Source organism: Citrobacter sp. RHBSTW-01013, from assembly GCF_013781985.1.
In the GTDB taxonomy this organism is placed as follows: domain Bacteria; phylum Pseudomonadota; class Gammaproteobacteria; order Enterobacterales; family Enterobacteriaceae; genus Citrobacter; species Citrobacter braakii.
Window position 1 is genome coordinate 4,991,165 of record NZ_CP056185.1, and the last position, 22,566, is coordinate 5,013,730.

The following is a 22,566-nucleotide window of genomic DNA, read 5'->3' on the forward strand; positions in this document are numbered from 1 at the left end:
TGGGTGCAGGAAGCCCGGCGCGGTGATGCGCCTGACTACTGGTTAATCATTCAGTGGTTAATTGACTGCGCCATCAGGCGCGGGTGGTGGTGATTCGCGTAACGCCAGCATTTCAAGGCGGGGCGCAGCATGATCGGGAAACTCCCACGGCAACGCCGCAGCCAGCTCGGCAAGGCGCTTAATGCCCAACATCAAGCTCACTTTGTCCTGAGAGCTGAACTGTTCGAAAGGCATAGTGAGATGGGAGTGAGTCAGCGACGGCAGGTCTTTAAACCGCTGGGCGGCTTCGTTTGCCAGCAGGATGATCGCCTTTTTCTGAGTCTCGCCCAGGCGGTTGAAACGGCTCGCCGTGTCATTGGTGCGGGAAACTGAAATGCTCGACTGCAAACGGGCGCGCTGTTCAAGGAACATCTGACGCCCGGATACTGGTTTTTCTTGCCCGATACTCATAACCCTATCCCCCATCACTGCCGCTTATCAGGCGCGCCACTCGGAAGTAACGCCCCGGATAAGCACCGGTTTCCCGGTGCCTCTCTTACTCGTCGCCCTGCTGCTCTTTGGCTGGCTTAATTGCAGGCCATACCAGAACAACGAGCGCCCCCACGAAGAACAGATCGCCTACTGCTGAGAGCAGATAACTGGTGAAGTCCACCGCTACCACCATGAAAGCCAGCAGCAGAACCAGCGCGGGCCGCAACATGCTCAGCATCTGGCTCATCAGATGTAATCCTCAACGCGCAGGCCCAGACGACGCCCAACCTCTTCCAGTACCTTTTGTTCTTCCGGCTCGATCTCGCCGTCAGATTCGGCAATGGTCAGCATGTTGACGAAGACTTCCTCCGCTTCTTTCGGGTCGTTTTTGATATCTTCGATTTCACGCAGGATGTTCATGCGACCAACGCGAAAACCTGCCTCAAGCTGTTCAGTGAAACGGGTGATCAGTGCGGTGATTTCGTTGCCGTAATGGCTCAGGCGGGGATTGGAGCGCAGCAGCTGATCGAGCTTTGCGGTTTCCTCTTTCTCAATTTCACCATAAGCAGCAGCAACCAGCAGACAGCCACCAACAATGGCCTCCATCAAATCGCGATTTTCAACTTTCTTTAATTCAACTTTTACAGCAGCGGTTTTTTTCTTGAACATGCCAAACATAATTAACCCCTTTTTTGGGTGAGTGAATGCGCCATCACTTAATAAAGTGACGACAGGTAGAAAAAGTTTTATCTATTACTTAATTACTAAAGCAGTTTTCTAAATAACCTTGCTAATACACCAAATAAGCCTTTGTTTATCTTTTTCGTATAAACAAAAGGCTTACTCATACCTTTAATAAAGCGCACCTTATTCGGTTCCGGTTTAAAGAAACGCCCATCCGGGCATTCAATCCAACCGCGTGTATTGCGGTAGTGCTTAACTTGGCAACCGTGCCTTAACAGGCTAGCGAGTGATGGCCCTTGGTCTGCGTTCATTAGTGTGATACCCCGTCACGAATAGCATCAACGGTTTTCATTGCTTCCGCTAATGCAAAGTCTCGCCCAAAATAATTACCATTATTTAAAATGCTATATGCCGTTTTCATAGTAATGGCATTGCGCGGGCATTTATGAATGGTGAAGCCACGATAAATATAACTATGGCGGCTTAATTGTATTAACTTGCCCGTCATCTCATCGACTCCTTACAGACCAATCCACAGCAGCCAGGCATCACGTTGCTCTTTTGGGCGGTTGAAAAATGCTTCACGCATGGCGCGGTTAAATTCTGGGATGAAGATCCAATTTTCAGATCGACCATTCAGGGCTTCCGGGTTCTTCATCGGAACCACTGGCAACTTACCATCTCGCACCATATCACCCACTGCGCTGGCTGATTTACCGATCATTTCGGCAAATTTCGGAGTTGGCACCGCGTCCACAGGGTGGCGCAATTCAATGTAGCCCTCTGGGTATTTGTCTTTCATGTGTAATAATCCTCTTCGATGTTCAGCCGCTTATAGCTGACTGTAGCCGCCTTAGGCGGTGTCTTAAATGGATTACATGTAATCCCAACATTGAGGAGTTTAGATCACTTATGATCCAAAAAACAAGCATCGGTGAAAAAATCATGCTTATGAGAAAAGCCGAAGGACTATCCCGTAGAGAAATGTCTGAGATAACAGGCATTTCAGCTAACAACCTGAAAAACTACGAAGCTATAGGGAGGCAAATACCCGGCGACTACTTAGCATTGATTCTCGAAAATCCGCGATTTGAGAAATACACCCTATGGCTCATGACCGATAAAACCGCACCAGCAGCGGGGCAGGTTTCCCCGGCTCTCTCCCCTGATGGGCAAGGCAAAACAACATCGCGCCAATCAAGGCCGAAGGCTGGTTAAAAATCTGGTTTTTCTTTGCGCTAGAACACACGGCGCAAAACGACAATCGCACTACTGGAGGGCTTCGCTATGTCGATTAAGAAGCTCGAAGGTGGTCAATACGAAGTAGACGTGTACCCGCGCGGGCGTAACGGAAAACGCATCCGTAGGCGGTTTGATAAGAAACAAGAAGCTGTACTTTTTGAGCGTTATGTATTGGTCAACGCCGACAAAAAAGAATGGCTTGGCGCGAGCGTAGATCGCCGCACCTTAAGCGAATTGTTAGAAGCCTGGTGGTTGCTATACGGGCAGACGTTGGAAAATGGCGAAATTGAGAAACGGCACCTGAACAAAACGATCAGGGCGTTGGGAGATCCGGCCGTTAACCGGTTAAGCAAACGCACGATAGCGCAGCACCGAAGCCAACGGCTGGAGGACGGGATCAGCGCAGCCACGATTAATCGTGATATCTATCGGCTTTCCGGCATGTTCAGCGCGTTGATCAAGATGGAAGAGTTCAGGAAGGAAAACCCTTGCAAGGGTCTGGAACCGCTGAAAGAAACACCGCCCGCCATGACCTATCTAACGAAGTCAGAGATCGGCAGGCTGCTGGAAACTTTGACCGGTGACGATCGGCGCGTAGCTCTGGTATGTCTCAGCACTGGCGCACGATGGGGAGAGGGCAGCACGCTGCGAGGTGAACAGGTTAACCACGGGCGCGTGACCTTCCTTAAGACCAAAAATGGGAAAAATAGAACGGTTCCGATATCGGAAGCGCTGGAGGAAGAGATCAAGACCAGCGACACGGGGCCGCTGTTCAAAGTTGACTATGAAAACTTCTGCGAACGGCTCAGAAAGGTAAAGCCCGATCTACCACGTGGTCAGGCCACGCATGTGCTTCGGCACACGTTCGCAAGCTGGTTCATGATGAACGGGGGGAACATTATTGCGTTACAGCAGATTCTGGGGCACGCAAGCATACAGCAGACGATGGTTTATGCTCACCTTGCCCCCGATTATCTCAAGCACGCAGTAACGTTAAACCCGCTGGGTGGAGGGCTGGCGATTTGACTACACGTTGTCTACGCCCATAAACACTATAACCCGTTGTAGCCGCTTCTGGCGGTTACACGGTGACTTGATTTAAAAGGGATTTTTTCTAAGTACCTGATAAAAAAAACCCCCTCATCATGAGGGGGAAGACAGGGATGGTGTCTATGGCAAGGAAAACAGGGTTACTACTGGGAACGTGAGTTGCTACTACTCAATAAATTCAACGATGAGCTTTTTTTCCAGTGCGCTACGTCGCGCAGTTGCTCCATTCGTTGTTCATGTCTCTCATTTAAAACCGCTTGCTGCTCGGGCGTTAACAGGCGATACATCTGGTTGCGAACCTTGGCTATTTCAACCTGGCGGGCAACCTGTTCTTGCGCCATTCTTTCTGCCTGAGCGCGCACAGCGCGTTCATCAAATTTCTCTGCGGTGACAAGGCGATGCATTGTCTCCATTTCGCTAACATTAACAGGAGGCTGTTCGTGTCTTGCCTGCTGCATTAAATCTCGCATCTGTTGACGTTGATGTTCGGTTAAACTGATACCGTCGAACATGTGGCTCTGAACGCTGCGTTGCGCGGAGCCTTCACCCAGGTGCCAGTGATCGCCTGTGACGACTTCAGCTGCATGGCTTAAAGTACTCAGTGCCAGCGTTGAGGCCATGACGGCAGCGGTAACTTTGCCCATCACTTGCTCCCAAAATCTTTTCTGTCGCGATTCAACGAGAGACAGTTTACGATTCGGGCTGCAAACATGCGTCAGGGGGTGTAAAACAACGTAAAGTCATAGATTAGCGACGCCTGATGACGTAATTTCTGCCTCGGAGGTACGTAAACAATGAATAAAATCCTGTTAGTTGATGATGACCGAGAGCTGACTTCCCTGTTAAAGGAGTTGCTCGAAATGGAAGGTTTCGATGTGCTGGTTGCCTATGATGGGGAACAGGCGCTTGAGCTTCTGGATGACAGCATCGATTTACTTTTGCTCGACGTCATGATGCCGAAGAAAAATGGCATTGATACGCTGAAAGCACTTCGTCAGACACACCAGACACCCGTAATCATGCTGACCGCTCGCGGCAGCGAATTGGATCGCGTACTTGGCCTTGAGCTGGGCGCGGACGACTATTTACCCAAACCGTTTAACGACCGTGAACTGGTCGCGCGCATCCGCGCTATTTTGCGTCGCTCACACTGGAGCGAACAGCAGCAGAACAGCGACAACGGTTCGCCGACTCTGGAAGTGGATGCGTTAAGCCTTAATCCGGGTCGCCAGGAAGCCAGCTTTGACGGGCAAACCCTGGAGTTAACCGGCACCGAATTCACCCTGCTCTATTTGCTGGCACAGCATCTCGGTCAGGTGGTTTCGCGTGAACACCTGAGCCAGGAAGTGCTGGGCAAACGCCTGACGCCTTTTGATCGCGCGATCGACATGCATATCTCGAACCTGCGTCGTAAGCTGCCAGAACGTAAAGACGGACACCCGTGGTTTAAAACCCTGCGCGGTCGCGGCTACCTGATGGTCTCCGCTTCATGATAGGGAGCTTAACCGCACGCATCTTTGCCATCTTCTGGTTGACGCTGGCACTGGTGTTGATGTTGGTACTGATGTTACCCAAGCTTGATTCACGCCAGATGACCGAGCTACTGGACAGCGAGCAGCGCCAGGGGTTGATGATTGAGCAACACGTTGAAGCTGAACTGGCGAACGATCCACCCAACGATTTAATGTGGTGGCGTCGCTTGTTTCGGGCGATAGACAAGTGGGCACCGCCAGGACAGCGGTTATTGCTTGTTACGACGGAAGGACGCGTGATCGGCGCAGAACGCAACGAAATGCAGATCATTCGTAACTTTATTGGTCAGGCCGATAACGCCGACCATCCGCAAAAGAAAAAATACGGTCGCGTTGAGATGGTCGGGCCTTTCTCCGTCAGAGACGGCGAAGATAACTACCAGCTGTATCTCATTCGACCTGCCAGCAGCTCACAATCTGACTTTATCAATCTGTTGTTCGACCGACCGCTGTTGTTGCTGATTGTCACCATGTTAGTCAGCTCTCCGCTATTGCTCTGGCTTGCCTGGAGTCTGGCGAAACCGGCGCGTAAGTTGAAAAACGCGGCGGATGAAGTGGCCCAGGGCAACCTGCGTCAGCATCCGGAACTGGAAGCCGGTCCGCAGGAATTTCTGGCGGCAGGCGCCAGCTTTAACCAGATGGTGACGGCGCTGGAGCGAATGATGACCTCGCAGCAACGCCTGCTGTCGGACATCTCTCACGAGTTGAGAACGCCGTTGACGCGTCTGCAGTTGGGCACCGCGCTGCTGCGCCGTCGTAGCGGTGAAAGCAAAGAGCTGGAGCGTATTGAAACAGAAGCACATCGGCTGGACAGCATGATCAACGACCTGCTGGTGATGTCACGTAATCAGCAGAAAAACGCGCTGGTCAGTGAAACGGTGAAAGCCAATCAGCTGTGGGGCGAAGTGCTGGATAACGCCGCCTTTGAAGCCGAGCAGATGGGTAAATCACTCACGGTGAATTTCCCGCCGGGCCCGTGGCCGCTGTACGGCAACCCAAATGCGCTGGAAAGCGCGCTGGAAAACATTGTGCGCAACGCCCTGCGTTATTCACACACGCAGATTGAAGTTGGCTTCGCGGTGGATATCGATGGGATTACCATCACCGTCGACGACGATGGCCCGGGCGTTAGCCCTGAAGACCGAGAACAGATTTTCCGTCCGTTCTATCGTACCGATGAGGCGCGCGATCGCGAGTCTGGCGGAACAGGTCTGGGTCTGGCGATTGTTGAAACCGCAATCCAACAGCATCGTGGCTGGGTGAAAGCCGAAGACAGCCCGCTGGGTGGTTTACGGCTGGTAATTTGGTTGCCGCTGTATAAACGCGCTTAACAGGCTTCCCCGGTAACGTCGTACCGGGGAAGTTCTCACATTATGCTGCCACAGTCGCAGCCGCTAGCTTTTGCTTTTTAATCCGCTTCACCAGAATGGTCGAACAGATAAAGCCCATTAAGCTGAACGCAATCATCACGCTAAAGACATAGTTATAGCCCGTGATGCCGCTATTGGTATCCAGTAAATAGCCGTATAACGTATACGCAAACATGGCGGGCATATAACCGATGATACAGCCAAATGCCATCGCCGAACCGGCATATTCACGCGGGGTACCAATCTCATCCATTGGCGCAAAGAAAATGGCGCGCTGTGAGAAAATAATCGCCCCAAATCCTAGCGTCGCCGCCATACCGATATACACATTCATCGTTTGATGTGGCAACAGCATAAAAACAACCATAGCAGCAGCAGAGATCAGAAACGTCCACTTCAGGTAAACCGTAGGTGATTTAGCAACCTTATCCGCCAGCAGCCCACCAATCGGCCCTCCCACCATTTTCAATGCATACTGGTTGATGATGCCGTACGCGCCGACGAGCGCTACCGGCAGCATGTAGATATCTTTTAAGAATGGGATGAAGTAAGTCAGGCCACAGTACGCGGCGTAAACGAAGAAAATCCCTAAAGAAGCCAGCCAGACGTTAGGGCAGGACAACACATGTTTGATACCCTTTAAGACTTCCATGTTGGCACTGGTTTTCTCGCCGCCTTTCACTTTGTCATCATCGACAATAAAGTAAGTGAGAACGCCCGCAGCCAGCGTAATTAGCGTATAAAACAGCAGTCCAGCCTGCATCCCCGCTTTACCTTCACCAAACTGGACGAAAACAAACAGAGCGCCAGAAGCGACGATAACATCCACCACGCCACGTCCGGCTTCTAAAAAGCCAAACATACGCCCTTGTTCTTCTTGCGTACCTAGCAGACGCACAGCTTTCAATAACACCGGCCAATAAACCACATCGGCAAAGAACGCCATTGCGGCAAAGCAAATAAGATAACCGGTAAATGACGGTAGCGTCGCCAAATATAAACCGCATAGCCCAACGCCGATCAGACCAAATGGTAATAATATTTTCTTGGAATAACGGTCTGCGATATAGAGCGACAGAAAAAGCCCGGTTGTCTGAACAATCGTATAAACAGTAAAACTTAAACCAATTTGCGTATTAGTTAAACCCCAGTCACTTTGCATTGGCACATAGAAAACGTCTTTCATACTTGAAAGTTTGAATATTGTGCCGCCGCCTAAAATTAAAAAACAGAGCCTTGCCCATTTGTTCATGAACATAATTAAACCCTCATTGCTTGTTGAGAGAAATATTTAAATTAAATCATGCAGTTAATAAATTAAGAGAGTTATTTTCATAACCCTTTTCGCATTTAATAATATTTAAAGAAGTTTATTTATTACTTGTAAACTTGTCGCATAAATCACGGATATACTTTATTTGAGCAAGAGCATGTTCTTTTTCCTGCGCCAGTCGCGCATCAATCATGTTACTGTCGGGCAGCGGCGTATAGCTTGCATCGCGCCATGGGATCCAGGGATTATCACCTTCATCATCAAAACGAAATGCCGGAGCATAATATTCAACTTCCTCTTCCAGACCAAAAGCATTTACTTGCGGTTTATCCTCACCTAAAAGTAATAATGCCTTAAGCATCTCTTCCATTGGTAAGTCACCGTATCCTGAACGACAAGCCTCATGCCCCCAGCCTTTACCTTCTTTAATAATTTTTGCGTCTTTGATATGCACCTGAGTGATTAGAGGGGACATGACTTCTAACGCAGAAAGCGGCTGCTCATTGGCGTTAATCATGTTGCCAAAATCAAACAGAATAGAGAGATTCTTCATTCCACTATTATTAACCAGCGTCACCAGTTCATGGCCTTGCAGATCTTCATGCTGTTCGATAGTAAAGCTTAGTCCGCAATCGTCATACTGAGACAACCACGCAATATCATTGGCAATCTTTGCCATGACATCGTTGAGATGTCCTTCATAGCGCGGGTAGAAACGTACTGAAGTTGCGCCAGTTGTCACAGCAATACGGATCGCATCCGTCAATGTCGCCTTGTCCGATGCGCTCGTTTCAATATGTACATCGAGGTTATATTTTTTGGCCTTTTCTTTAAAATCGTGCAACTGCCGATCGTTTAGTTTCTGCAGCGATTGGGACTCACCATCCTCAACATGTATTTTCACTCCCTTTAATTGTTGCTGATGCGCAATATCCAGAAGATCGCCCGGAAGGACTCTCTCATAGCGCATATTCAGATGAAAGGCATAAGCATGTAGGTACAGTGGTATATTTCTCGCACGTTCAGCGAGAAGTTCTTGGTTGCATTTTCCCATTATTTTTCTCATTCATCACGAATAACAAGTTCCACAGATTCAAGTCGCCAGTATTCAAAATCAACCTGAACCACTTTTTTATCTCGGGTAGCCCGATGTTTTTCTACTAAAATTCCATAAGTATTAGGCGCAACGCCCAACTCTTTGCAGGCCACTTCTGGCATATTGACCGGTTTAAAAATCATTTCTTTGATATTTAAAGCATGACCAAACGCATCTTCCCAGACGCTGGCAAAAGACTGATTGCCCAATTTGTTAATGAATCCTGGCGCAACATCAGCATCAATATAAGACTCATGGTAAAACACTTTATGTGAATCAAGACCACACCAACCGGTAACTAAATAGCGATCACCGGAGGAGAGAAAAACATCATCAACATGGTGCGGAACCGTCGCAATCGTTTCTTTGGTTAAATAACCCCAAAAAGGCTTGCGCCCCTGAGCACAGGCTTCAGCATTAAAGCTGGAAAGTGATTTGGGATTATAAATAAATCGCTTCGATGAAATAAACCAACCACTGCGGTTCTTTCGGAAGATACGCGCATCGATCTCAAGCTCAATCAGAACCTGACGTAAGGTCATGCGCTTCGCATCCAGCAACTCACATAACTCTCTCTCCGAAGGCAATTTAGAGCCCGCTGGCAAATTATTCTCGTTTAACCAGCTTTCAAAGCGCTCTCTAAGCACATCAACATTGTTTTTCTTTTTCATCTTACTCATCTGGTTTAAACCAATTTAAAGCTAAGATATTTGAGTGCAGGAAATACTCAAGTTTTTTTTCAACGCAGAGTTTCTTTTTGTGGGCCAGGTATCAAGAATGAACTGAAAACATGGCGTGACAGGCAGGTTTTTTAACCCGCCTTAGTATGCAGAGATAAGAACCACGAGAGAGGCAAATCAGGTGTTACCACCTGATTTAATTGCATGGCCAGAATGGCTTTATTTTCCCCACAAACGGCAGGAATTGTCTTCGATCTTGCCGCTTAAACGACGCTTTTGCATCGTTCTGGTCCAGCTTTTCGATAACCCGGCAGCCGAGAGTAAACGGTGATATTGTGAGTCATCAAACGGCATATGCCAGGCAATGGCAATCGCCTCCCGCACGCTGACGTCGCTGACGCGTGAAGCCAGGAGCAACGGCGCGTCCGCCGATACCTGGCCTGGAGCGATGACGCTGCACAACCAGCCCGTCTTGCCTGCATCCTGCATCTGGCTAGCCATATCGCTGATGCCAAAATGGAAATTCAGCTTAAAGCACGGCGAGCGCGGCTGCGTGACCTGAATCAGCGCATCTCCCCACTGGAAAATGTCGCCAATAAATACATTCTCTTCCGTTAGCCCCTGAGTAGAGAGATTCTCGCCAAACGCGGGCGCGACAAAGCGCTCTGCCTGCTCCGGAAACTCTTGTCTCCAGTGCTGATAGTGTTCACGCGGATAGTGGCACAGCGCGCGATCCGGCCCACCGTGAATTTTCGTTTCCGCCTGTTCATCACCCGTCAGCCCCAGTTCGGTCAGCATCAGCTCGCCGTCAACCTGGACCTTAGCAATCGCGCTGGGACGGCTTCCCGTGTAGTCCCGAACCTTGCCTGTAAAAACATCGACCGGATATCGCATCTGTTCCCTCTCCCGATAAATTTCCCCCATTACACCACATTTATTTTACCCCAGTCGCTCAAAATGAGAGCACGGTTCACATGAAACTTAGGGACACATGCTATCAATGTAATCTGGTTTTGAAACATCATTTCAAATAAGGAGTCAACAACGTGACTGGTCAATCGCAATTTGCTGGCGTCTGGTGTCCTTCCATTACGCCAATGGATAATGACGGCAAGATCGATCTTAACGGTCTAAGCCAGCATCTCAAACGCCTTACCGAGGCCAAAATCGACGTGATTTTGCTGATGGGTAGCATCGGGGAATTTGCCTCCTTTACGCTCGAAGAAAAGCTGCTACTGATCCGCGAGGCCCGCGCTATGAGCTCGCTGAAGATGGTCGCCAACGTCTCATCCACCTGCCAGAATGATGTGCTGTTGATGGCGCAGGAAGCGTATCGCGCCGATTACGACGCCGTGATGATCCTGCCGCCTTACTACTATGGGCAAACGGCAAAACAGCTGCTGAGCTACTTCCGTCAGTTGGGGCAGAAGCTCAGCGGTAAATGGTTTGCCTATAACTTTCCGGCGCGCACTGGCTGCGATTTAACGCCTGAACTGGTTGCCACCCTCGCCGCCGAGTTCCCCAACTTCGCAGGCATTAAAGATACCGTCGACTGCCAGTCCCATACTCGCAGTATGATCCAGACCACCCGCGCCGTACGGGAGGATTTTGCCGTGTTGTCCGGCTATGACGAATACTACATTCCTAACCTGCTGGCAGGCGGCGCGGGGGTGGTTTCAGGATTAAACAACGTCATGCCTGAACTGTTTGTCAGCGCACGGGAAGCATTTAAACAGGGCGACCTGGCAGCACTTCGCGACATTCAGGACCAGATTGGCACCTACATGTCCATCTACGCCATCGGCGAAGATTTCGTCACCACCATCAAAACCGTAGTATCGCGTAAGTTTGGCTATTGCACCGGCGTGTCACGAAATGCCGGCGGAGAGTTGAACGAGGGTGAGTGTCGGACCATCGATGAGGTATTTGTCGTCAAAGCGTAAATCGTTAAGCCGGATGGAACAGACCATCCGGCAAAAGAGACTTACTTCACGGCGCTACGAATATCAATTTCCGCCGCCCTGGCTTTAACTCTTTTCGACCAGATGGAAGTGATAATCGGCACCAGAATGGAGGTCACAATCACCGACGTGGCGACAAGGGAAGTTGCTGCCGGCGCCATCGGTTTAAATGCCGGAACCATTTCAGCAATCAGCACTGGCGTAGCGACCGCCGCACCAGCTGAGCTGGAGGCCGCAATCCCCGCTGTGCCATCGCCGCCGCCAATCAGTTTATCGGCGATAATCAATGGAATACCGGTAATAATAATTACCGCCACGCCCAGCAAAATACCCAGTACACCGGTCTGCGCAATCACGCTCAAATCAATGGTGTTACCAAGTGCGAAGGCAAAGAAAGGAATCAATGTCTGCACCGCTTTGCTGAAGAACTCCCGCAGCTCAGGGTCCAGATTCCCCAGCGCAAAGCCAATCAGGAACGGTAATACGGCCCCCACAAACACGTGTGGTTCAAACGAAGCGATCCCGGCGGTTCCCAGAATCACCATAGTCATCAGCGGGCCAGACTCCAGCGACATCAGGACAAACGCCCCGGCCTCTTCTTTGGTGCCGTACTGCTGCATAATCGAGGCATACAGCCCGCCGTTGGTCATATCCATGGCGGCCACCAGCGCCAGCGTAGACAACCCGGCGAAGAAACCAACTTCTACACCATGTTCCGGCAGAATACGTGAAGCAATCGCCGCGACCACCCACGCTACCAGGATCTTGGTTATGACCAGCGTGCCTGATTTACGTAGCACGGTACCGGTGGCGCTTAGCTTGATCGACGCCCCCATACAAAAGAACCAGACCGCCAGAATAGGCACCGTACCGGTGATCATACCGTTGGTAAAGGAGCCGAAGTATTTCCCGGCGCCGGGGGAAAAGGTGTGACACAACGCGCCCAAAAAAAGCGGCACCAGCATCATGCCGCCTGGGATTTTCTCTATCGTTCGTTTGATCTGCATTTCCATCACCTGTAGACATAAAAATGGGGCAATTTTTATGGGCGATTGCATCTTGCTTATGAGATGCGCCCGTCTTGATGAAACGAAGATAGACATTCATAGAGACTATAAAAGTGATCCCACTCGCATAATAAAACCTTGTTTCAATTTAAGTGGATCATTGTTTTATATTGATTTTGATCACAAAAAAACCCCTACAAGCATCGCTTGCAGGGGCTTACTAAAGCGTAGAACTTATTTTTTCGCTGCGAAACGCGCGGCAGCTTCGTCCCAGTTCACCACGTTCCAGAACTCTTTGATGTAGTCCGGGCGGCGGTTCTGGAATTTCAGGTAGTAAGCGTGTTCCCAAACGTCCAGGCCCACGATCGGGAAGCCGGAAGCGCCAGAGATAGCTTCACCCATCAGCGGGGAATCCTGGTTAGCAGTGGAAACAACAGCCAGTTTGTCACCTTTCAGAACCAGCCACGCCCAGCCGGAACCAAAACGGGTTGCCGCAGCTTTTTCAAATTCAGCTTTGAAGTTGTCCACGGAGCCGAAGTCACGTTCGATAGCCGCTTTCAGGTCGCCCTGCAGCGTAGTACCGGTTTTCAGACCTTTCCAGAACAGGCTGTGGTTAGCGTGGCCGCCCGCGTTGTTACGCAGTACGGTTTTCTTGTCTGCTGGCAGTTGATCCAGTTTGGTGATCAGCTCTTCAACAGGCAGGCTCGCGAATTCAGGCAAGCTTTCCAGCGCAGCGTTAGCGTTGTTTACGTAAGCCTGGTGGTGTTTGGTATGGTGGATTTCCATCGTCTGCTTATCGAAGTGCGGTTCAAGGGCATCATAAGCGTACGGCAGGGATGGCAGTGTATAACTCATAATCATCTCCAGTATTGTCGGGCGGCCAGTGTTAACGCCGCGTAAGCAGTTGGGTCATTATAGTTAATTAAATGATATTGAAAATGATTATCAATGCCGTACTTTTTACATGGCTATTATGAGGTAAAAGTGTGAGCATCACTGGGAAAATCAGGCTGATCTTGCCAATCTGAGTAGAAAATAGGCAGCGACATGAAGGACATGGGAGATAAAGCACGACATAGTCTGAAAATTATCTCACAAGGAAATATTGCTATGTCTGTCAACATCGCCCTTTTTGGTATCGGCCTCGACACATACTGGCCCCAGTTTACAGGCCTGGAGTCACGTCTTCAGGGCTATCTGCAATCAATTGATGAGCGCCTGACGGCGCAACAAGCCAGCGTGATTAATGGCGGCCTGATTGATAACGTCGATAAAGCCGATGCCCTTATCAGACGGTTGCAGAAACAGCCGGTCGATGCTGTCTGTCTTTACATCAGCACCTACGCGCTCAGCTCAACGGTGCTACCGCTTGTGCAGAGTATCAATAAACCGGTCATTATTCTGGCCCTACAGCCAGAGCCAGGGCTGCCTTATTCAACAATCCGTCAAATTCCCGATCGGGGAGGTCGTACTGGAGAGTGGCTGGCGCACTGTCAGGCCTGCAGCGCCCCCGAACTGGCAAACGTGTTTAACCGTGCGAATATCCGCTTTCAGTTGATTGTTGGCGCATTACAGGGCGATGAGTATGTCTGGCAACAAACGGCGCAGTGGCTACAGGCACTTAACGCTCGTCAAATGCTGGCAAATTGTCAGGTCGGCGTCCTCGGGCACTATTATGACGGCATGGTAGACGTTTACAGCAATATGACGAACTTGTCCGCCAAAATGGGCGTACGCTTTAAGCCATTGGAAATGTGTGAGTTGGCGGAATATCGCGAGCAGGTCAGCGAGGCAGACCTCAACGCCAAACGACAGGAAATGCACCGTGTACTTCAGTTGGATGCGGCATGCGAACCTGCAGAGCTCAACCGCGCACTCACCACTGCCTGCGCCATGGATAAACTAATTGCCCAGAATAAACTCGGTGCACTAGCCTATTACTATGAAGGCCGTAACGGCAACGCTTACGAGAACATCATCACCTCAATCATTCTCGGCAACACGCTGCTTACCCACCGTGGTATTCCCGTAGCGGGAGAATATGAAATCAAAAATGTGCTGGCGATGAAAATTCAGCAACTTCTGGGGGCTGGCGGTTCATTCTCAGAACCATATGGCATTGAATTTAATGATGATGCTGTTTTGTGGGGACATGACGGTCCGGCACACCCGCTGATGGCGGATGGTCCGGTGAGTCTGGTGCCGCTGCCGGTTTATCATGGTAAACCCGGTAAAGGTGTATCTATCCAGATGACCGTAAAATCAGGTCCGGTGACCTTTCTTTCGGTAATTGAAGATGCCGAAAACGGGGTGCGTTTACAGTATGCCGAAGGTGAAGCTGTACCAGGTGAAGTCCTGGATATAGGCAACACCAATAGCCGCTATCGCTTCCCGTTATCAGCTCGCGAGTTCACCACGCAATGGTGTATGGGCGGCCCAGCTCATCATTGCAGCATTGGCCTGGGACACCATGGCGAGGCACTGGAAAAACTCGCCTGGCTACTGGGTATTCAGGCAGTAAGAATTTGCTAATCCTCTATATTTCCGCCCTTCTCAAAAAAGAGGGGCGGGGCCGCATTTGTGATCAATATCCCTTTCATCCCCTGAATTTTGCCAGCATTACTGATCACACGGCAGCATGCTGAAGGTTAATCTATTGCTCACTCTTTAGACTTTTGAACATCAAAACGGGTGATTTTCATCCTGCCAAATCGATAATTCAAAAGGAAACAGAATGGGTAACGCAATTACGATGGGGATAATATGGCATCTAATCGGTGCCGCTAGTGCCGCTTGTTTCTATGCCCCTTTTAAAAAGGTACAACACTGGTCCTGGGAAACCATGTGGTCTATAGGTGGTTTTGTTTCATGGCTAATCCTTCCCTGGCTCGTCAGCGCGATCCTTCTGCCGGACTTCTGGGCCTATTACAGTTCATTCAGTGCGTCCACCCTGCTGCCGGTATTTTTATTCGGTGCCATGTGGGGGATTGGTAATATCAACTATGGCCTGACTATGCGCTATCTCGGTATGTCGATGGGGATCGGGATCGCTATCGGCATTACGCTAATTGTTGGTACCTTAATGACGCCAATCATTGCCGGTAAATTTGACGTGCTCATTGGCACACCAGGCGGACGTATGACCCTGCTCGGAGTGCTGGTCGCCCTGATCGGAGTGGCGATTGTCACCCGCGCCGGACAGTTAAAAGAGCGCAAGATGGGCATCAAGGCCGAAGAGTTCAATCTGAAAAAAGGTCTGATACTGGCGGTAATGTGCGGCTTTTTCTCCGCGGGGATGTCCTTTGCCATGGATGCGGCTAAACCAATGCACGAAGCCGCTGCAACACTCGGTATCGATCCGCTGTATGTCGCCCTGCCAAGCTACGTAGTCATCATGGGCGGTGGTGCGGTGATCAATCTGGGATACTGCTTCATTCGTCTGGCAAAAATGAAAAACCTGTCAGTAAAGGCCGATTTCTCTTTAGCAAAACCGCTGATTATCAGCAATATCCTGTTTTCTGCGCTTGCTGGCCTGATGTGGTATCTCCAGTTCTTCTTTTACGCCTGGGGCCATGCCAAAATTCCAGCACAGTATGACTACATGAGCTGGATGCTGCACATGAGCTTCTACGTCCTGTGCGGCGGTATCGTGGGCCTGATCATGAAAGAGTGGAGCAATGCAGGGAGACGTCCGGTCAGCGTGCTAAGTCTTGGCTGCGTAGTGATCATTGTCGCGGCAAACATTGTTGGTCTGGGAATGGCCAGCTAACGACACAACCCCCGACGACGATGACGCCACTGCGCTGGCGTCATCCCAACTTTACGGTTAAATACCACCGAAAATCAGTTTCCGTTGTACTACCTTAAATTAACCAAATAATGATGGCGTTACTCACAAAATACCTCCGTTCGAGCGTATAGCTTAAATCCGTTCAGCAATAAAAACAGATACCCGATAACCGGCACCCAAAAGCTCAAACGCAGGCCAATAGCATCAATAACCATCCCCTGGATAAAGGGCAGCACCCCGCCGCCAATGCCCGCCATAATCAAGCAAGCAGAAATAGATGCCGCATAGCGATCAAGTCCGGAGAGCGTGCGAGAGAAAATAATGGGATACATCACCGAGTTCATGAGTCCCGTCGCCAGCAGGCAATAGCCGCCAAAACGGTTAGCGAAAACTATCGCGGCAACAGTTAGTAGTACCGCTCCCGAAGAACACAGGCAAAACAACAACTGAGGTCGGCAACAGTGAGCCAGCAAGCCATACAAAAACCGCCCCGCCAATGCACCGCCCCAGTACAACGCGATAAAGGAGGTCGCTTGTGCAAGCGAAAACCCGCCCAAAGACGGGTCGTGAAGATAGCTGAGAGCCGTAGTACCCATGCTGACTTCCACGCCAACGTAAACAAGAATGCCACTCACCCCAGTACGAAACTGCGCATAGCGCCTGAGCGCACGAATCGCAGAAAAAATATTCTCGTGCGCGTCACGAAAATCAGCAATTGAAAAACGGTATAACGCAACCAGCAGTATGCCTCCCACCAGCATCAAACCGAGATACATCCCTGGAACTGAAATGACAGAGCCAGCCAGAACAACCGCCAGGACGACAGGCGCCAGCGCCGCCCCGAGGGAGTTGATGGACGACGCCAGACTGAGGCGTCCAGCCGCACTTTGCGCCTCGCCAAGCCGATTAACATAAGGGTTTGCGACCACCTGCATCGCCGCAACCCCCATCGCCACAATGAAAATCCCCACCAGGCAACCGGCAAATGACGCCAGCCAGAGCGATACGGCAATCACCACCGAACCACTTGCGGCAAGTATCAACGCCAGTAAGAGTGCGCTGCGATACCCTAAACGCGCCATCCAGCCTGAACACGGTAAACAAATCACAAACGGTGCGAGATAAAACGCCACATTTACCAACATCGAGTCTCGCCATGAAAGCGAAAAAACTTGCCGGAAAAAGGGAATCGTGGCGCTATTAATTGCCGTCAGGACGCCCCAGTAAAAAAAGACAGCCGACAGCATAATGAACGCCCGGCGAGGATTCTGTACCATGATTTATCCCGCCATTTCCTGTGCCAGATGCACGGCGACATCCTGCGGCGACATGCTGCCAAGCAACTGCTCACGGAACTCCACATGCATCAACTTACGCGCCAGACGGGAGAAGATTTTCATATGATCGCCCTTCTCCTGCTCGCTCACCGTCAGCATGATAACCAGCGAGACATCCACCTCGTCGCTCCACGCCAGCGGCTCACTCAAACGTATCACCGACACGCTACTGTGCGCGACCGCCGCCGATTTGCAGTGCGGAAGCGCAATTGCAAATCCTAATGCGGTAGAAAAAATCGCCTCACGCTGCCAAATAGCCTCTTCAACGGCTGAGCCGGAAAAGACCCGCTGTTCGACCTCCAGATTATCGATTAGCACCTTAATCGCCTCCGCTTTACGGGTAATCACCCGATCGAGCAGGATCAGGGCGGGATCAAACACGGGTTTTGCTTGCGCCGCCACCTGTCGCGAAAGTAGTACCGCCACGTCCTGACCACTTTCGCAAGCTAATGCCCGTTCCAGCATCTGCTCGCTGTGCGCGAGGGTTAAGGTCATTAAGCGCGCCTTTGCTGGCGCAATACGGCTTGAGGACATGCTGATCTGTCGTAAACCAACGCCCAACAGTAGCGCCAGCGCCGACGGGTCGCCGCCCATCTCGCCGCACAGGCTGATCTCAATACCGGCCCGCTGCGCGCGCGCCGTCATCTCCTTCAGTAACTGTAAAAACGCGGGGTCAAAATAATTGTAGAGATGTCGAACCTGCGCGTTGCCCCGGTCGCAGGCCAGGAAGTATTGCGTCAGGTCGTTGCTGCCAATCGAAACAAAGTCGATATACGCAGCGGCTTTCTCCAGCAGATAAAGCACTGATGGCACTTCCGCCATAATACCCAGCGACCACTGCCCAACCGCCGCCCCCTCGGCCAGCAGTTGCGCCGCTGTTTGCTGGAACTGTTCACGCAGCCACTTCACCTCAGCAAGCGTAGTCACCATCGGCGCCATAATGTGCAACGGTCCGGCGGCGCTGGCACGCAGTAGCGCACGTATCTGAGGACGGAAAATCGACATAAATTCGGGATACAGGCGGATGCCGCGCCAGCCAAGAAACGGGTTTTCCTCCGGCGGCATCGCCAGATAGTCACAGGGTTTATCACCACCAATATCCAGCGTACGGATCACCACTTTACGCCCCCGCGCCTGTTCCAGCACGTGACGATAGGCCTGGTACTGCTCCTCCTCGTCAGGCGGCGCGGCTCGTTCGCAGAACAGCATTTCAGTGCGGAACAGACCAATCCCCTCCGCCCCGGCGGCAAATGCCGTTTCCACTTCCGCAGCCAGCGCGATATTCGCCAGCACCGTCACCCGTTCGCCCTCTTGCGTCGCCCCAGGGCGTTGAATAAGCGGCTGTAAACGCGCCTCAAGGCGCTGACGTTTGTCCTCTTCCAGTTGATACCACCGCAGAGCCTGCTCATCCGGCGACACCACCACCACCCCGTGGCGAGTGTCGAGCAGCAGCGCTTCACCACCGCGAATACGCCCCGCTTCCGCCGCCTCTACGCTCAGCAGCGGAACCCCAAACGATCGCGCCAGAATGACGGTATGTGATGTTTCCCCGCCCGCGCCCATCACCACCCCTTTCAGATGCGGACCGCGCAGCGCCAGAAACTGGCCTGGCGTTATGGGAACCGGACTGATAACGATGGTGTCTTGCGACAATGCTGTTTGCGGCATCATTGGCTGCGCGGTGAGATGCGCCGCCAGACGCAGGCCCAAATCCTGTAAATCCAGCACCCGCTGTTGTAGGTAGACGCTGCGACTTTCGCGCAGCGGCGCGCTCAGTTCATCCAGCGCCAGCGCCAGTGCTGCCAGCGCATTGCGCGCTGTACGGTCGGTAAGTAGCGAGGTTTCGAAGAGCGCGTCGTCCAGCAGTTTGACATGAGCCTGTAGCACCGACGCGGCTTCTCCCTGCGTATGCGGTAATGCGTCGTGCAGCTCGCGGCGTACTTGCTCAAGTGCCGCCGTCAGCGCGGCTCGCTGTACAGCCGGCGCCGCCACCGCCTCTTGTTCTGCCAATTGATACAGATCCGGCACGCCCAGATGCATTGCCACCCCTTGCGCCAGCCCAGCGCTCACGCCGTTACCGCGCACCCACTCCGCACGGGTCTGCGCCAGAAAAACCGGCAGAGGTTGTTCCACCCGTTCCGGCGTCCGGGCAACGGGTTCATCACACGCGGCAAACTCTTGCCTCACAAACTGAGTCAGCGCCTGATGCGCGGCAGATTCATCCTCGCCCTCAATCACCAGTTCACACGGGTCCTGATACAAAATATCGGTCCCAATCATCGCCAACACGCTACGGGCATCGGCCTGACGCTGGTTACGCAGATTGCCTATTTGAACGCGAGCCTGAAATGCGCTGACGCGCTGCTCTAACGCACTGGCGGGGCGGGCATGTAGACCATTAGGCAACGGGCAGGTAAAACGAATGTTTAACACAATATTATCCTCTGGCTGCGGGCGTAATACGCCATGAGATCGGCGTGCAGGCCGGTATCGTTTCATGCGATGAGTTCAGCGATTTTTCCGCCAGCGTAACTTCGCGCACTGTCGCATCAGCAACCGGCGTTGAGCTGTTCTGCGGCTGCGAGCCGGGGTTCCAGCCGCGTAAAATCAGCGCATCTTCACGTTGCGCTTTTTTCAAGGTGCTGAAATGGAGTGGTGTCTCCCAGTGCAGCAGGCTGTAGGCTGTCGGGAATGTCAGCGCGTGTGGATTAGTTTTAAAACGCGCCCAGCCGGAATCCAGCCAGCCAACTGGCGATGTGCGCCAGGCTTCGACTTCACGCCAGAAGTTCGGGCTTTCACCATCGCACAACGGGATGAGCGCGAAGCGGGCGCTAAATTCGCCTGGGATCTGTGAGTCTGGGGAAGGCAACGCCATACCGGATGCGCGTCCCGGACGCCACGGCATACCGGCACGTCCCAGCCAACCCACGCTACGTAGTAGCGTAATGGCGATAACCGATGGGCGTTCTGCGGGAATTTCATATTCTCGCAGCCCATCCGTCACCACACTGATGCCCTGCTTGCCATCATGCATCATTACCAGACTTTGCATTGGCCACAGCGATGCCGGGGCTTCACCCCAATTTTCCTGCTGCCAGACATCCAGCGTGGCCGGTCGGTTGGCGCGACGAATCAGACCAAACGGTTGATCGGCAAAATGGACATCGGTAAAGACATCAGCAGGAATTTCCACCTGTAAACGATGATCGTGCAAGGTGTTGTTGACGCTAACCTGGAGGTCCAGCGTCGGGCGCTGGTGATCCAGCATGACCACCATGCTGACATCCAGTCGTGCATTACAACGGTGCTCCTGCCTGTCGGCCAGCGTGTGCGGTGCTGCGATAGACCAGCTTAGCGACAACGTGTCCACCAGCGCGCCGCGCTGCCAGTCGGCGTGAAGCAGCGCCCCTGCGCCGGTAACGCGCCAGTCATCCTCTGGTGGAGAATAGTTATAGGTGTCACCGGCATCGCCGCCGTCCACCAGTTGAATAAGGTTCTCCCAGCGCTTACCGCTGCGCTTATCGACCAGAACGACCTGTTCACCTTCCAGCGTCAGGCGTAACCACGGGTTCTCCAGCGCCTCTTCTGTCGAGGACGGCACAGCAAATCCGGGGGCGCACTCATCTTGCAGATACAGGGTGGTATAGCCGCAGGCGGGGAGCGATGCGACCTCCAGTAAAATATCGCACCGCCGATAGAAGACGGGATCGGGACTATTGGACAGCTCCTGAACAATGACGGACATATCTTGCGATGTCTCACGCATAATCTGCCAGCGGCAGGGTTGTCCCTGCTCGTCAACAATGCGGAACGCCTCACCGGGTAGGTAGAGCGTCAGCGCCACCAGGCCATCGCGCACCGACGGCAGCGCGTTAAAGACGATGATTTTTTTACCCTGTTGCTGCGTCGTAATGCCGTTTGCCAACATCTGCATATTCAGCTCGTACAGGCGCTCGGCTTTTTCCTGACCCGAGAGCAAACGCGCCTTCACCATTGCATTCACGCGATCGGCGTTACACCCACCGATACTATCGTGAGCGTGGGATTTCATCGCCTCGCGCCATATTGTCTCAATAGCTCGCTGCGGATAGGGCAACCCCAGCGTCCAGGCCACACTCAGCAACGGTTCTAGCTGACGGCTGACGAAGTTCTCCAGCCGGACGTTGGCCTGTTTAATATCCATGCGGGTAGAAAAAATACCGCGATGGACACGCATATATTTCGGGCTTAGCAGTTCGCCCTCAAAGATCGCCAGCGGCGTATCCGCCAGCGCGGCAAAGTAACGGCTAAAGTCGCTGCGAATAAAGCGGTACGCCGTTTGTTCCTGATTCAGCGTGTCGAGCATTGCCGGAACGCCGTACTCAAACGGTGACTGATCGTTACCGTTCGGCAGTAGTAGCTGCGTACTGCGGCTAAATGCCGCCTGCTTTTCCATAACCGCAGAGAGGCGCGGCCAGGCCTGGTTGGCATCCGTCGGCAACCACTTAGCGCACCCATAACCCTGCGGTAATACCGCCGTCGTCACCACGCTGCCCCCCTGGCTTCGCCAGCGGAACTCGGTAAACGGCGTGTCGTACTCGCTCCAGCCGCGCCAGATAACCGCGTGGTCGATGGCAAACTGATTAAGGAACATGGGCAACTGCGCGCTCTGGCCAAAGGAGTCCGGTACATAACCGACCGCCATTCTCGGCCCTATCTCGTCACAGTCTGCCTGCCCCAGCAGCAGATTGCGGGTGATGGACTCAGCGCCAACCACCAAAAAATCGGTCTGTGTATACCAGGGACCGATTAACAAACGTCCGGCTTTCACCAGCGCCTGCACGCGTTCGCGGTTTTCTGGTGCCAGTTGGAAATAATCCTCCAGCACTACCGTTTGGCCATCAAGCATAAATGGACCTAATGATTCATCCGCTTCAAGATGTTGAATAAGATCCGCCATAAAATAATAAAGCAGAGCCTGGGAATCATTCTCCGTAAAATACCATTCACGATCCCAGTGCGTGTGCTGAATTAAATGAACCGTTTTCATTTCGTTTATTCCTGTTTTAAGGCGTAGGTAACCCGCATGGATAT

At 52.1% G+C, this 22,566-nt stretch carries 23 protein-coding genes; 7 read left to right on the top strand and 16 right to left on the bottom strand.

Translation table 11 applies throughout. The annotated features are described in order from the left end of the window. Positions 1-57: 57 nt before the first annotated feature. The 6 genes from HV350_RS23900 to HV350_RS23925 all read right to left on the bottom strand — a co-directional run bounded on the left by HV350_RS23900 (position 58) and on the right by HV350_RS23925 (position 1,957). Complete coding sequence (locus HV350_RS23900) at positions 58-450, bottom strand: hypothetical protein (RefSeq protein WP_181629461.1); 393 nt, start codon at positions 448-450, stop codon at positions 58-60. An 85-nt stretch (positions 451-535) separates the two neighbouring features. Continuing rightward, on the bottom strand, positions 536-718 hold the full coding sequence (locus HV350_RS23905; RefSeq protein WP_001514712.1) for a DUF3927 family protein: 183 nt from the start codon (positions 716-718) through the stop codon (positions 536-538). After that, positions 718-1,149 (bottom strand): TerB family tellurite resistance protein, encoded by a 432-nt coding sequence (locus HV350_RS23910; protein WP_181629462.1) that lies wholly within the window; start codon positions 1,147-1,149, stop codon positions 718-720. The genes HV350_RS23905 and HV350_RS23910 overlap by 1 nt, the downstream gene beginning before the upstream one ends. A gap of 86 nt (positions 1,150-1,235) precedes the next feature. After that, positions 1,236-1,466 carry a phage filamentation protein Fil family protein gene (locus HV350_RS23915; RefSeq protein ID WP_181629464.1) on the bottom strand — a complete coding sequence of 77 codons (231 nt, stop codon included), beginning with the start codon at positions 1,464-1,466 and terminating at the stop codon, positions 1,236-1,238. Then, on the bottom strand, positions 1,466-1,663 hold the full coding sequence (locus HV350_RS23920; protein ID WP_181629466.1) for a DUF4761 family protein: 198 nt from the start codon (positions 1,661-1,663) through the stop codon (positions 1,466-1,468). The genes HV350_RS23915 and HV350_RS23920 overlap by 1 nt, the downstream gene beginning before the upstream one ends. Before the next feature lie 12 nt (positions 1,664-1,675). After that, complete coding sequence (locus tag HV350_RS23925) at positions 1,676-1,957, bottom strand: Cox family DNA-binding protein (RefSeq protein WP_016155214.1); 282 nt, start codon at positions 1,955-1,957, stop codon at positions 1,676-1,678. Between the two features lie 110 nt (positions 1,958-2,067). Between HV350_RS23925 and HV350_RS23930 the strand changes: the two genes are divergently transcribed. Next, a complete protein-coding gene (locus HV350_RS23930; RefSeq protein WP_016155213.1) occupies positions 2,068-2,373 on the top strand; it encodes a helix-turn-helix transcriptional regulator in 306 nt (101 codons plus the stop codon). A 69-nt stretch (positions 2,374-2,442) separates the two neighbouring features. Beyond that, on the top strand, positions 2,443-3,423 hold the full coding sequence (locus HV350_RS23935) for a tyrosine-type recombinase/integrase (protein ID WP_016155212.1): 981 nt from the start codon (positions 2,443-2,445) through the stop codon (positions 3,421-3,423). A 167-nt stretch (positions 3,424-3,590) separates the two neighbouring features. Here the strand turns inward: HV350_RS23935 and cpxP are convergent, their stop codons facing one another. Further along, positions 3,591-4,091, bottom strand: a complete 501-nt coding sequence (cpxP, locus tag HV350_RS23940; RefSeq protein WP_016155211.1) for a cell-envelope stress modulator CpxP — start codon at positions 4,089-4,091, stop codon at positions 3,591-3,593. 150 nt (positions 4,092-4,241) lie between these two features. On the opposite strand from cpxP, the gene cpxR reads away from it, so the two are divergent. After that, positions 4,242-4,940 carry an envelope stress response regulator transcription factor CpxR gene (cpxR, locus tag HV350_RS23945; RefSeq protein ID WP_006686193.1) on the top strand — a complete coding sequence of 233 codons (699 nt, stop codon included), beginning with the start codon at positions 4,242-4,244 and terminating at the stop codon, positions 4,938-4,940. Continuing rightward, positions 4,937-6,310 (top strand): envelope stress sensor histidine kinase CpxA, encoded by a 1,374-nt coding sequence (cpxA, locus tag HV350_RS23950; RefSeq protein ID WP_016155210.1) that lies wholly within the window; start codon positions 4,937-4,939, stop codon positions 6,308-6,310. The genes cpxR and cpxA overlap by 4 nt, the downstream gene beginning before the upstream one ends. A gap of 40 nt (positions 6,311-6,350) precedes the next feature. Here cpxA and HV350_RS23955 read toward each other — a convergent pair whose 3' ends face one another. The 4 genes from HV350_RS23955 to yiiM all read right to left on the bottom strand — a co-directional run bounded on the left by HV350_RS23955 (position 6,351) and on the right by yiiM (position 10,292). Continuing rightward, positions 6,351-7,601, bottom strand: coding sequence for an MFS transporter (locus HV350_RS23955; RefSeq protein WP_029139693.1), 1,251 nt, complete (start codon positions 7,599-7,601; stop codon positions 6,351-6,353). Between the two features lie 118 nt (positions 7,602-7,719). Beyond that, positions 7,720-8,676 carry a TIM barrel protein gene (locus tag HV350_RS23960; protein ID WP_053388909.1) on the bottom strand — a complete coding sequence of 319 codons (957 nt, stop codon included), beginning with the start codon at positions 8,674-8,676 and terminating at the stop codon, positions 7,720-7,722. Between the two features lie 8 nt (positions 8,677-8,684). Beyond that, a complete protein-coding gene (locus HV350_RS23965) occupies positions 8,685-9,389 on the bottom strand; it encodes a GntR family transcriptional regulator (protein ID WP_019077919.1) in 705 nt (234 codons plus the stop codon). A 228-nt stretch (positions 9,390-9,617) separates the two neighbouring features. Further along, a complete protein-coding gene (gene yiiM, locus HV350_RS23970; RefSeq protein WP_181629468.1) occupies positions 9,618-10,292 on the bottom strand; it encodes a 6-hydroxyaminopurine reductase in 675 nt (224 codons plus the stop codon). A gap of 152 nt (positions 10,293-10,444) precedes the next feature. On the opposite strand from yiiM, the gene HV350_RS23975 reads away from it, so the two are divergent. Next, positions 10,445-11,341 carry a dihydrodipicolinate synthase family protein gene (locus tag HV350_RS23975; RefSeq protein WP_181629470.1) on the top strand — a complete coding sequence of 299 codons (897 nt, stop codon included), beginning with the start codon at positions 10,445-10,447 and terminating at the stop codon, positions 11,339-11,341. Between the two features lie 41 nt (positions 11,342-11,382). Here the strand turns inward: HV350_RS23975 and kdgT are convergent, their stop codons facing one another. Then, positions 11,383-12,366 carry a 2-keto-3-deoxygluconate transporter gene (gene kdgT, locus HV350_RS23980; protein ID WP_016155204.1) on the bottom strand — a complete coding sequence of 328 codons (984 nt, stop codon included), beginning with the start codon at positions 12,364-12,366 and terminating at the stop codon, positions 11,383-11,385. Positions 12,367-12,600: 234 nt separating this feature from the next. Beyond that, positions 12,601-13,221, bottom strand: coding sequence for a superoxide dismutase [Mn] (sodA, locus tag HV350_RS23985; RefSeq protein ID WP_016155203.1), 621 nt, complete (start codon positions 13,219-13,221; stop codon positions 12,601-12,603). Positions 13,222-13,476: 255 nt separating this feature from the next. Here sodA and HV350_RS23990 point away from each other — a divergent pair, with 255 nt between their 5' ends. Together HV350_RS23990 and rhaT are read left to right on the top strand one after the other, a co-directional pair. Then, complete coding sequence (locus tag HV350_RS23990; RefSeq protein WP_181629472.1) at positions 13,477-14,898, top strand: L-fucose/L-arabinose isomerase family protein; 1,422 nt, start codon at positions 13,477-13,479, stop codon at positions 14,896-14,898. A 202-nt stretch (positions 14,899-15,100) separates the two neighbouring features. Further along, complete coding sequence (gene rhaT, locus HV350_RS23995; protein ID WP_016157897.1) at positions 15,101-16,135, top strand: L-rhamnose/proton symporter RhaT; 1,035 nt, start codon at positions 15,101-15,103, stop codon at positions 16,133-16,135. A 119-nt stretch (positions 16,136-16,254) separates the two neighbouring features. Here the strand turns inward: rhaT and HV350_RS24000 are convergent, their stop codons facing one another. Genes HV350_RS24000 through HV350_RS24010 form a run of 3 tightly spaced genes read right to left on the bottom strand, consistent with a single transcriptional unit; the run spans position 16,255 to position 22,522 of the window. Then, positions 16,255-17,433 carry an MFS transporter gene (locus HV350_RS24000; RefSeq protein ID WP_115191157.1) on the bottom strand — a complete coding sequence of 393 codons (1,179 nt, stop codon included), beginning with the start codon at positions 17,431-17,433 and terminating at the stop codon, positions 16,255-16,257. A gap of 3 nt (positions 17,434-17,436) precedes the next feature. Beyond that, positions 17,437-19,926, bottom strand: a complete 2,490-nt coding sequence (gene ptsP, locus HV350_RS24005; RefSeq protein WP_181629473.1) for a phosphoenolpyruvate--protein phosphotransferase — start codon at positions 19,924-19,926, stop codon at positions 17,437-17,439. Between the two features lie 4 nt (positions 19,927-19,930). Beyond that, positions 19,931-22,522 carry a glycoside hydrolase family 38 C-terminal domain-containing protein gene (locus tag HV350_RS24010; RefSeq protein WP_181629474.1) on the bottom strand — a complete coding sequence of 864 codons (2,592 nt, stop codon included), beginning with the start codon at positions 22,520-22,522 and terminating at the stop codon, positions 19,931-19,933. Between the last annotated feature and the right edge of the window lie 44 nt (positions 22,523-22,566).

Coding starts and splice junctions, on each gene's coding strand:
- HV350_RS23925 (WP_016155214.1), bottom strand. CDS start 1,957: ATGAAAGACAAATACCCAGAGGGCTACATTGAATTGCGCCACCCTGTG.
- HV350_RS23960 (WP_053388909.1), bottom strand. CDS start 8,676: ATGGGAAAATGCAACCAAGAACTTCTCGCTGAACGTGCGAGAAATATA.
- HV350_RS23955 (WP_029139693.1), bottom strand. CDS start 7,601: ATGAACAAATGGGCAAGGCTCTGTTTTTTAATTTTAGGCGGCGGCACA.
- sodA (WP_016155203.1), bottom strand. CDS start 13,221: ATGAGTTATACACTGCCATCCCTGCCGTACGCTTATGATGCCCTTGAA.
- yiiM (WP_181629468.1), bottom strand. CDS start 10,292: ATGCGATATCCGGTCGATGTTTTTACAGGCAAGGTTCGGGACTACACG.
- HV350_RS23935 (WP_016155212.1), top strand. CDS start 2,443: ATGTCGATTAAGAAGCTCGAAGGTGGTCAATACGAAGTAGACGTGTAC.
- HV350_RS24000 (WP_115191157.1), bottom strand. CDS start 17,433: ATGGTACAGAATCCTCGCCGGGCGTTCATTATGCTGTCGGCTGTCTTT.
- HV350_RS23965 (WP_019077919.1), bottom strand. CDS start 9,389: ATGAAAAAGAAAAACAATGTTGATGTGCTTAGAGAGCGCTTTGAAAGC.
- HV350_RS23915 (WP_181629464.1), bottom strand. CDS start 1,466: ATGAACGCAGACCAAGGGCCATCACTCGCTAGCCTGTTAAGGCACGGT.
- cpxR (WP_006686193.1), top strand. CDS start 4,242: ATGAATAAAATCCTGTTAGTTGATGATGACCGAGAGCTGACTTCCCTG.
- cpxP (WP_016155211.1), bottom strand. CDS start 4,091: ATGGGCAAAGTTACCGCTGCCGTCATGGCCTCAACGCTGGCACTGAGT.
- HV350_RS23900 (WP_181629461.1), bottom strand. CDS start 450: ATGAGTATCGGGCAAGAAAAACCAGTATCCGGGCGTCAGATGTTCCTT.
- HV350_RS23920 (WP_181629466.1), bottom strand. CDS start 1,663: ATGACGGGCAAGTTAATACAATTAAGCCGCCATAGTTATATTTATCGT.
- cpxA (WP_016155210.1), top strand. CDS start 4,937: ATGATAGGGAGCTTAACCGCACGCATCTTTGCCATCTTCTGGTTGACG.
- HV350_RS23910 (WP_181629462.1), bottom strand. CDS start 1,149: ATGTTTGGCATGTTCAAGAAAAAAACCGCTGCTGTAAAAGTTGAATTA.
- HV350_RS23990 (WP_181629472.1), top strand. CDS start 13,477: ATGTCTGTCAACATCGCCCTTTTTGGTATCGGCCTCGACACATACTGG.
- kdgT (WP_016155204.1), bottom strand. CDS start 12,366: ATGCAGATCAAACGAACGATAGAGAAAATCCCAGGCGGCATGATGCTG.
- HV350_RS24010 (WP_181629474.1), bottom strand. CDS start 22,522: ATGAAAACGGTTCATTTAATTCAGCACACGCACTGGGATCGTGAATGG.
- HV350_RS23905 (WP_001514712.1), bottom strand. CDS start 718: ATGAGCCAGATGCTGAGCATGTTGCGGCCCGCGCTGGTTCTGCTGCTG.
- rhaT (WP_016157897.1), top strand. CDS start 15,101: ATGGGTAACGCAATTACGATGGGGATAATATGGCATCTAATCGGTGCC.
- HV350_RS23930 (WP_016155213.1), top strand. CDS start 2,068: ATGATCCAAAAAACAAGCATCGGTGAAAAAATCATGCTTATGAGAAAA.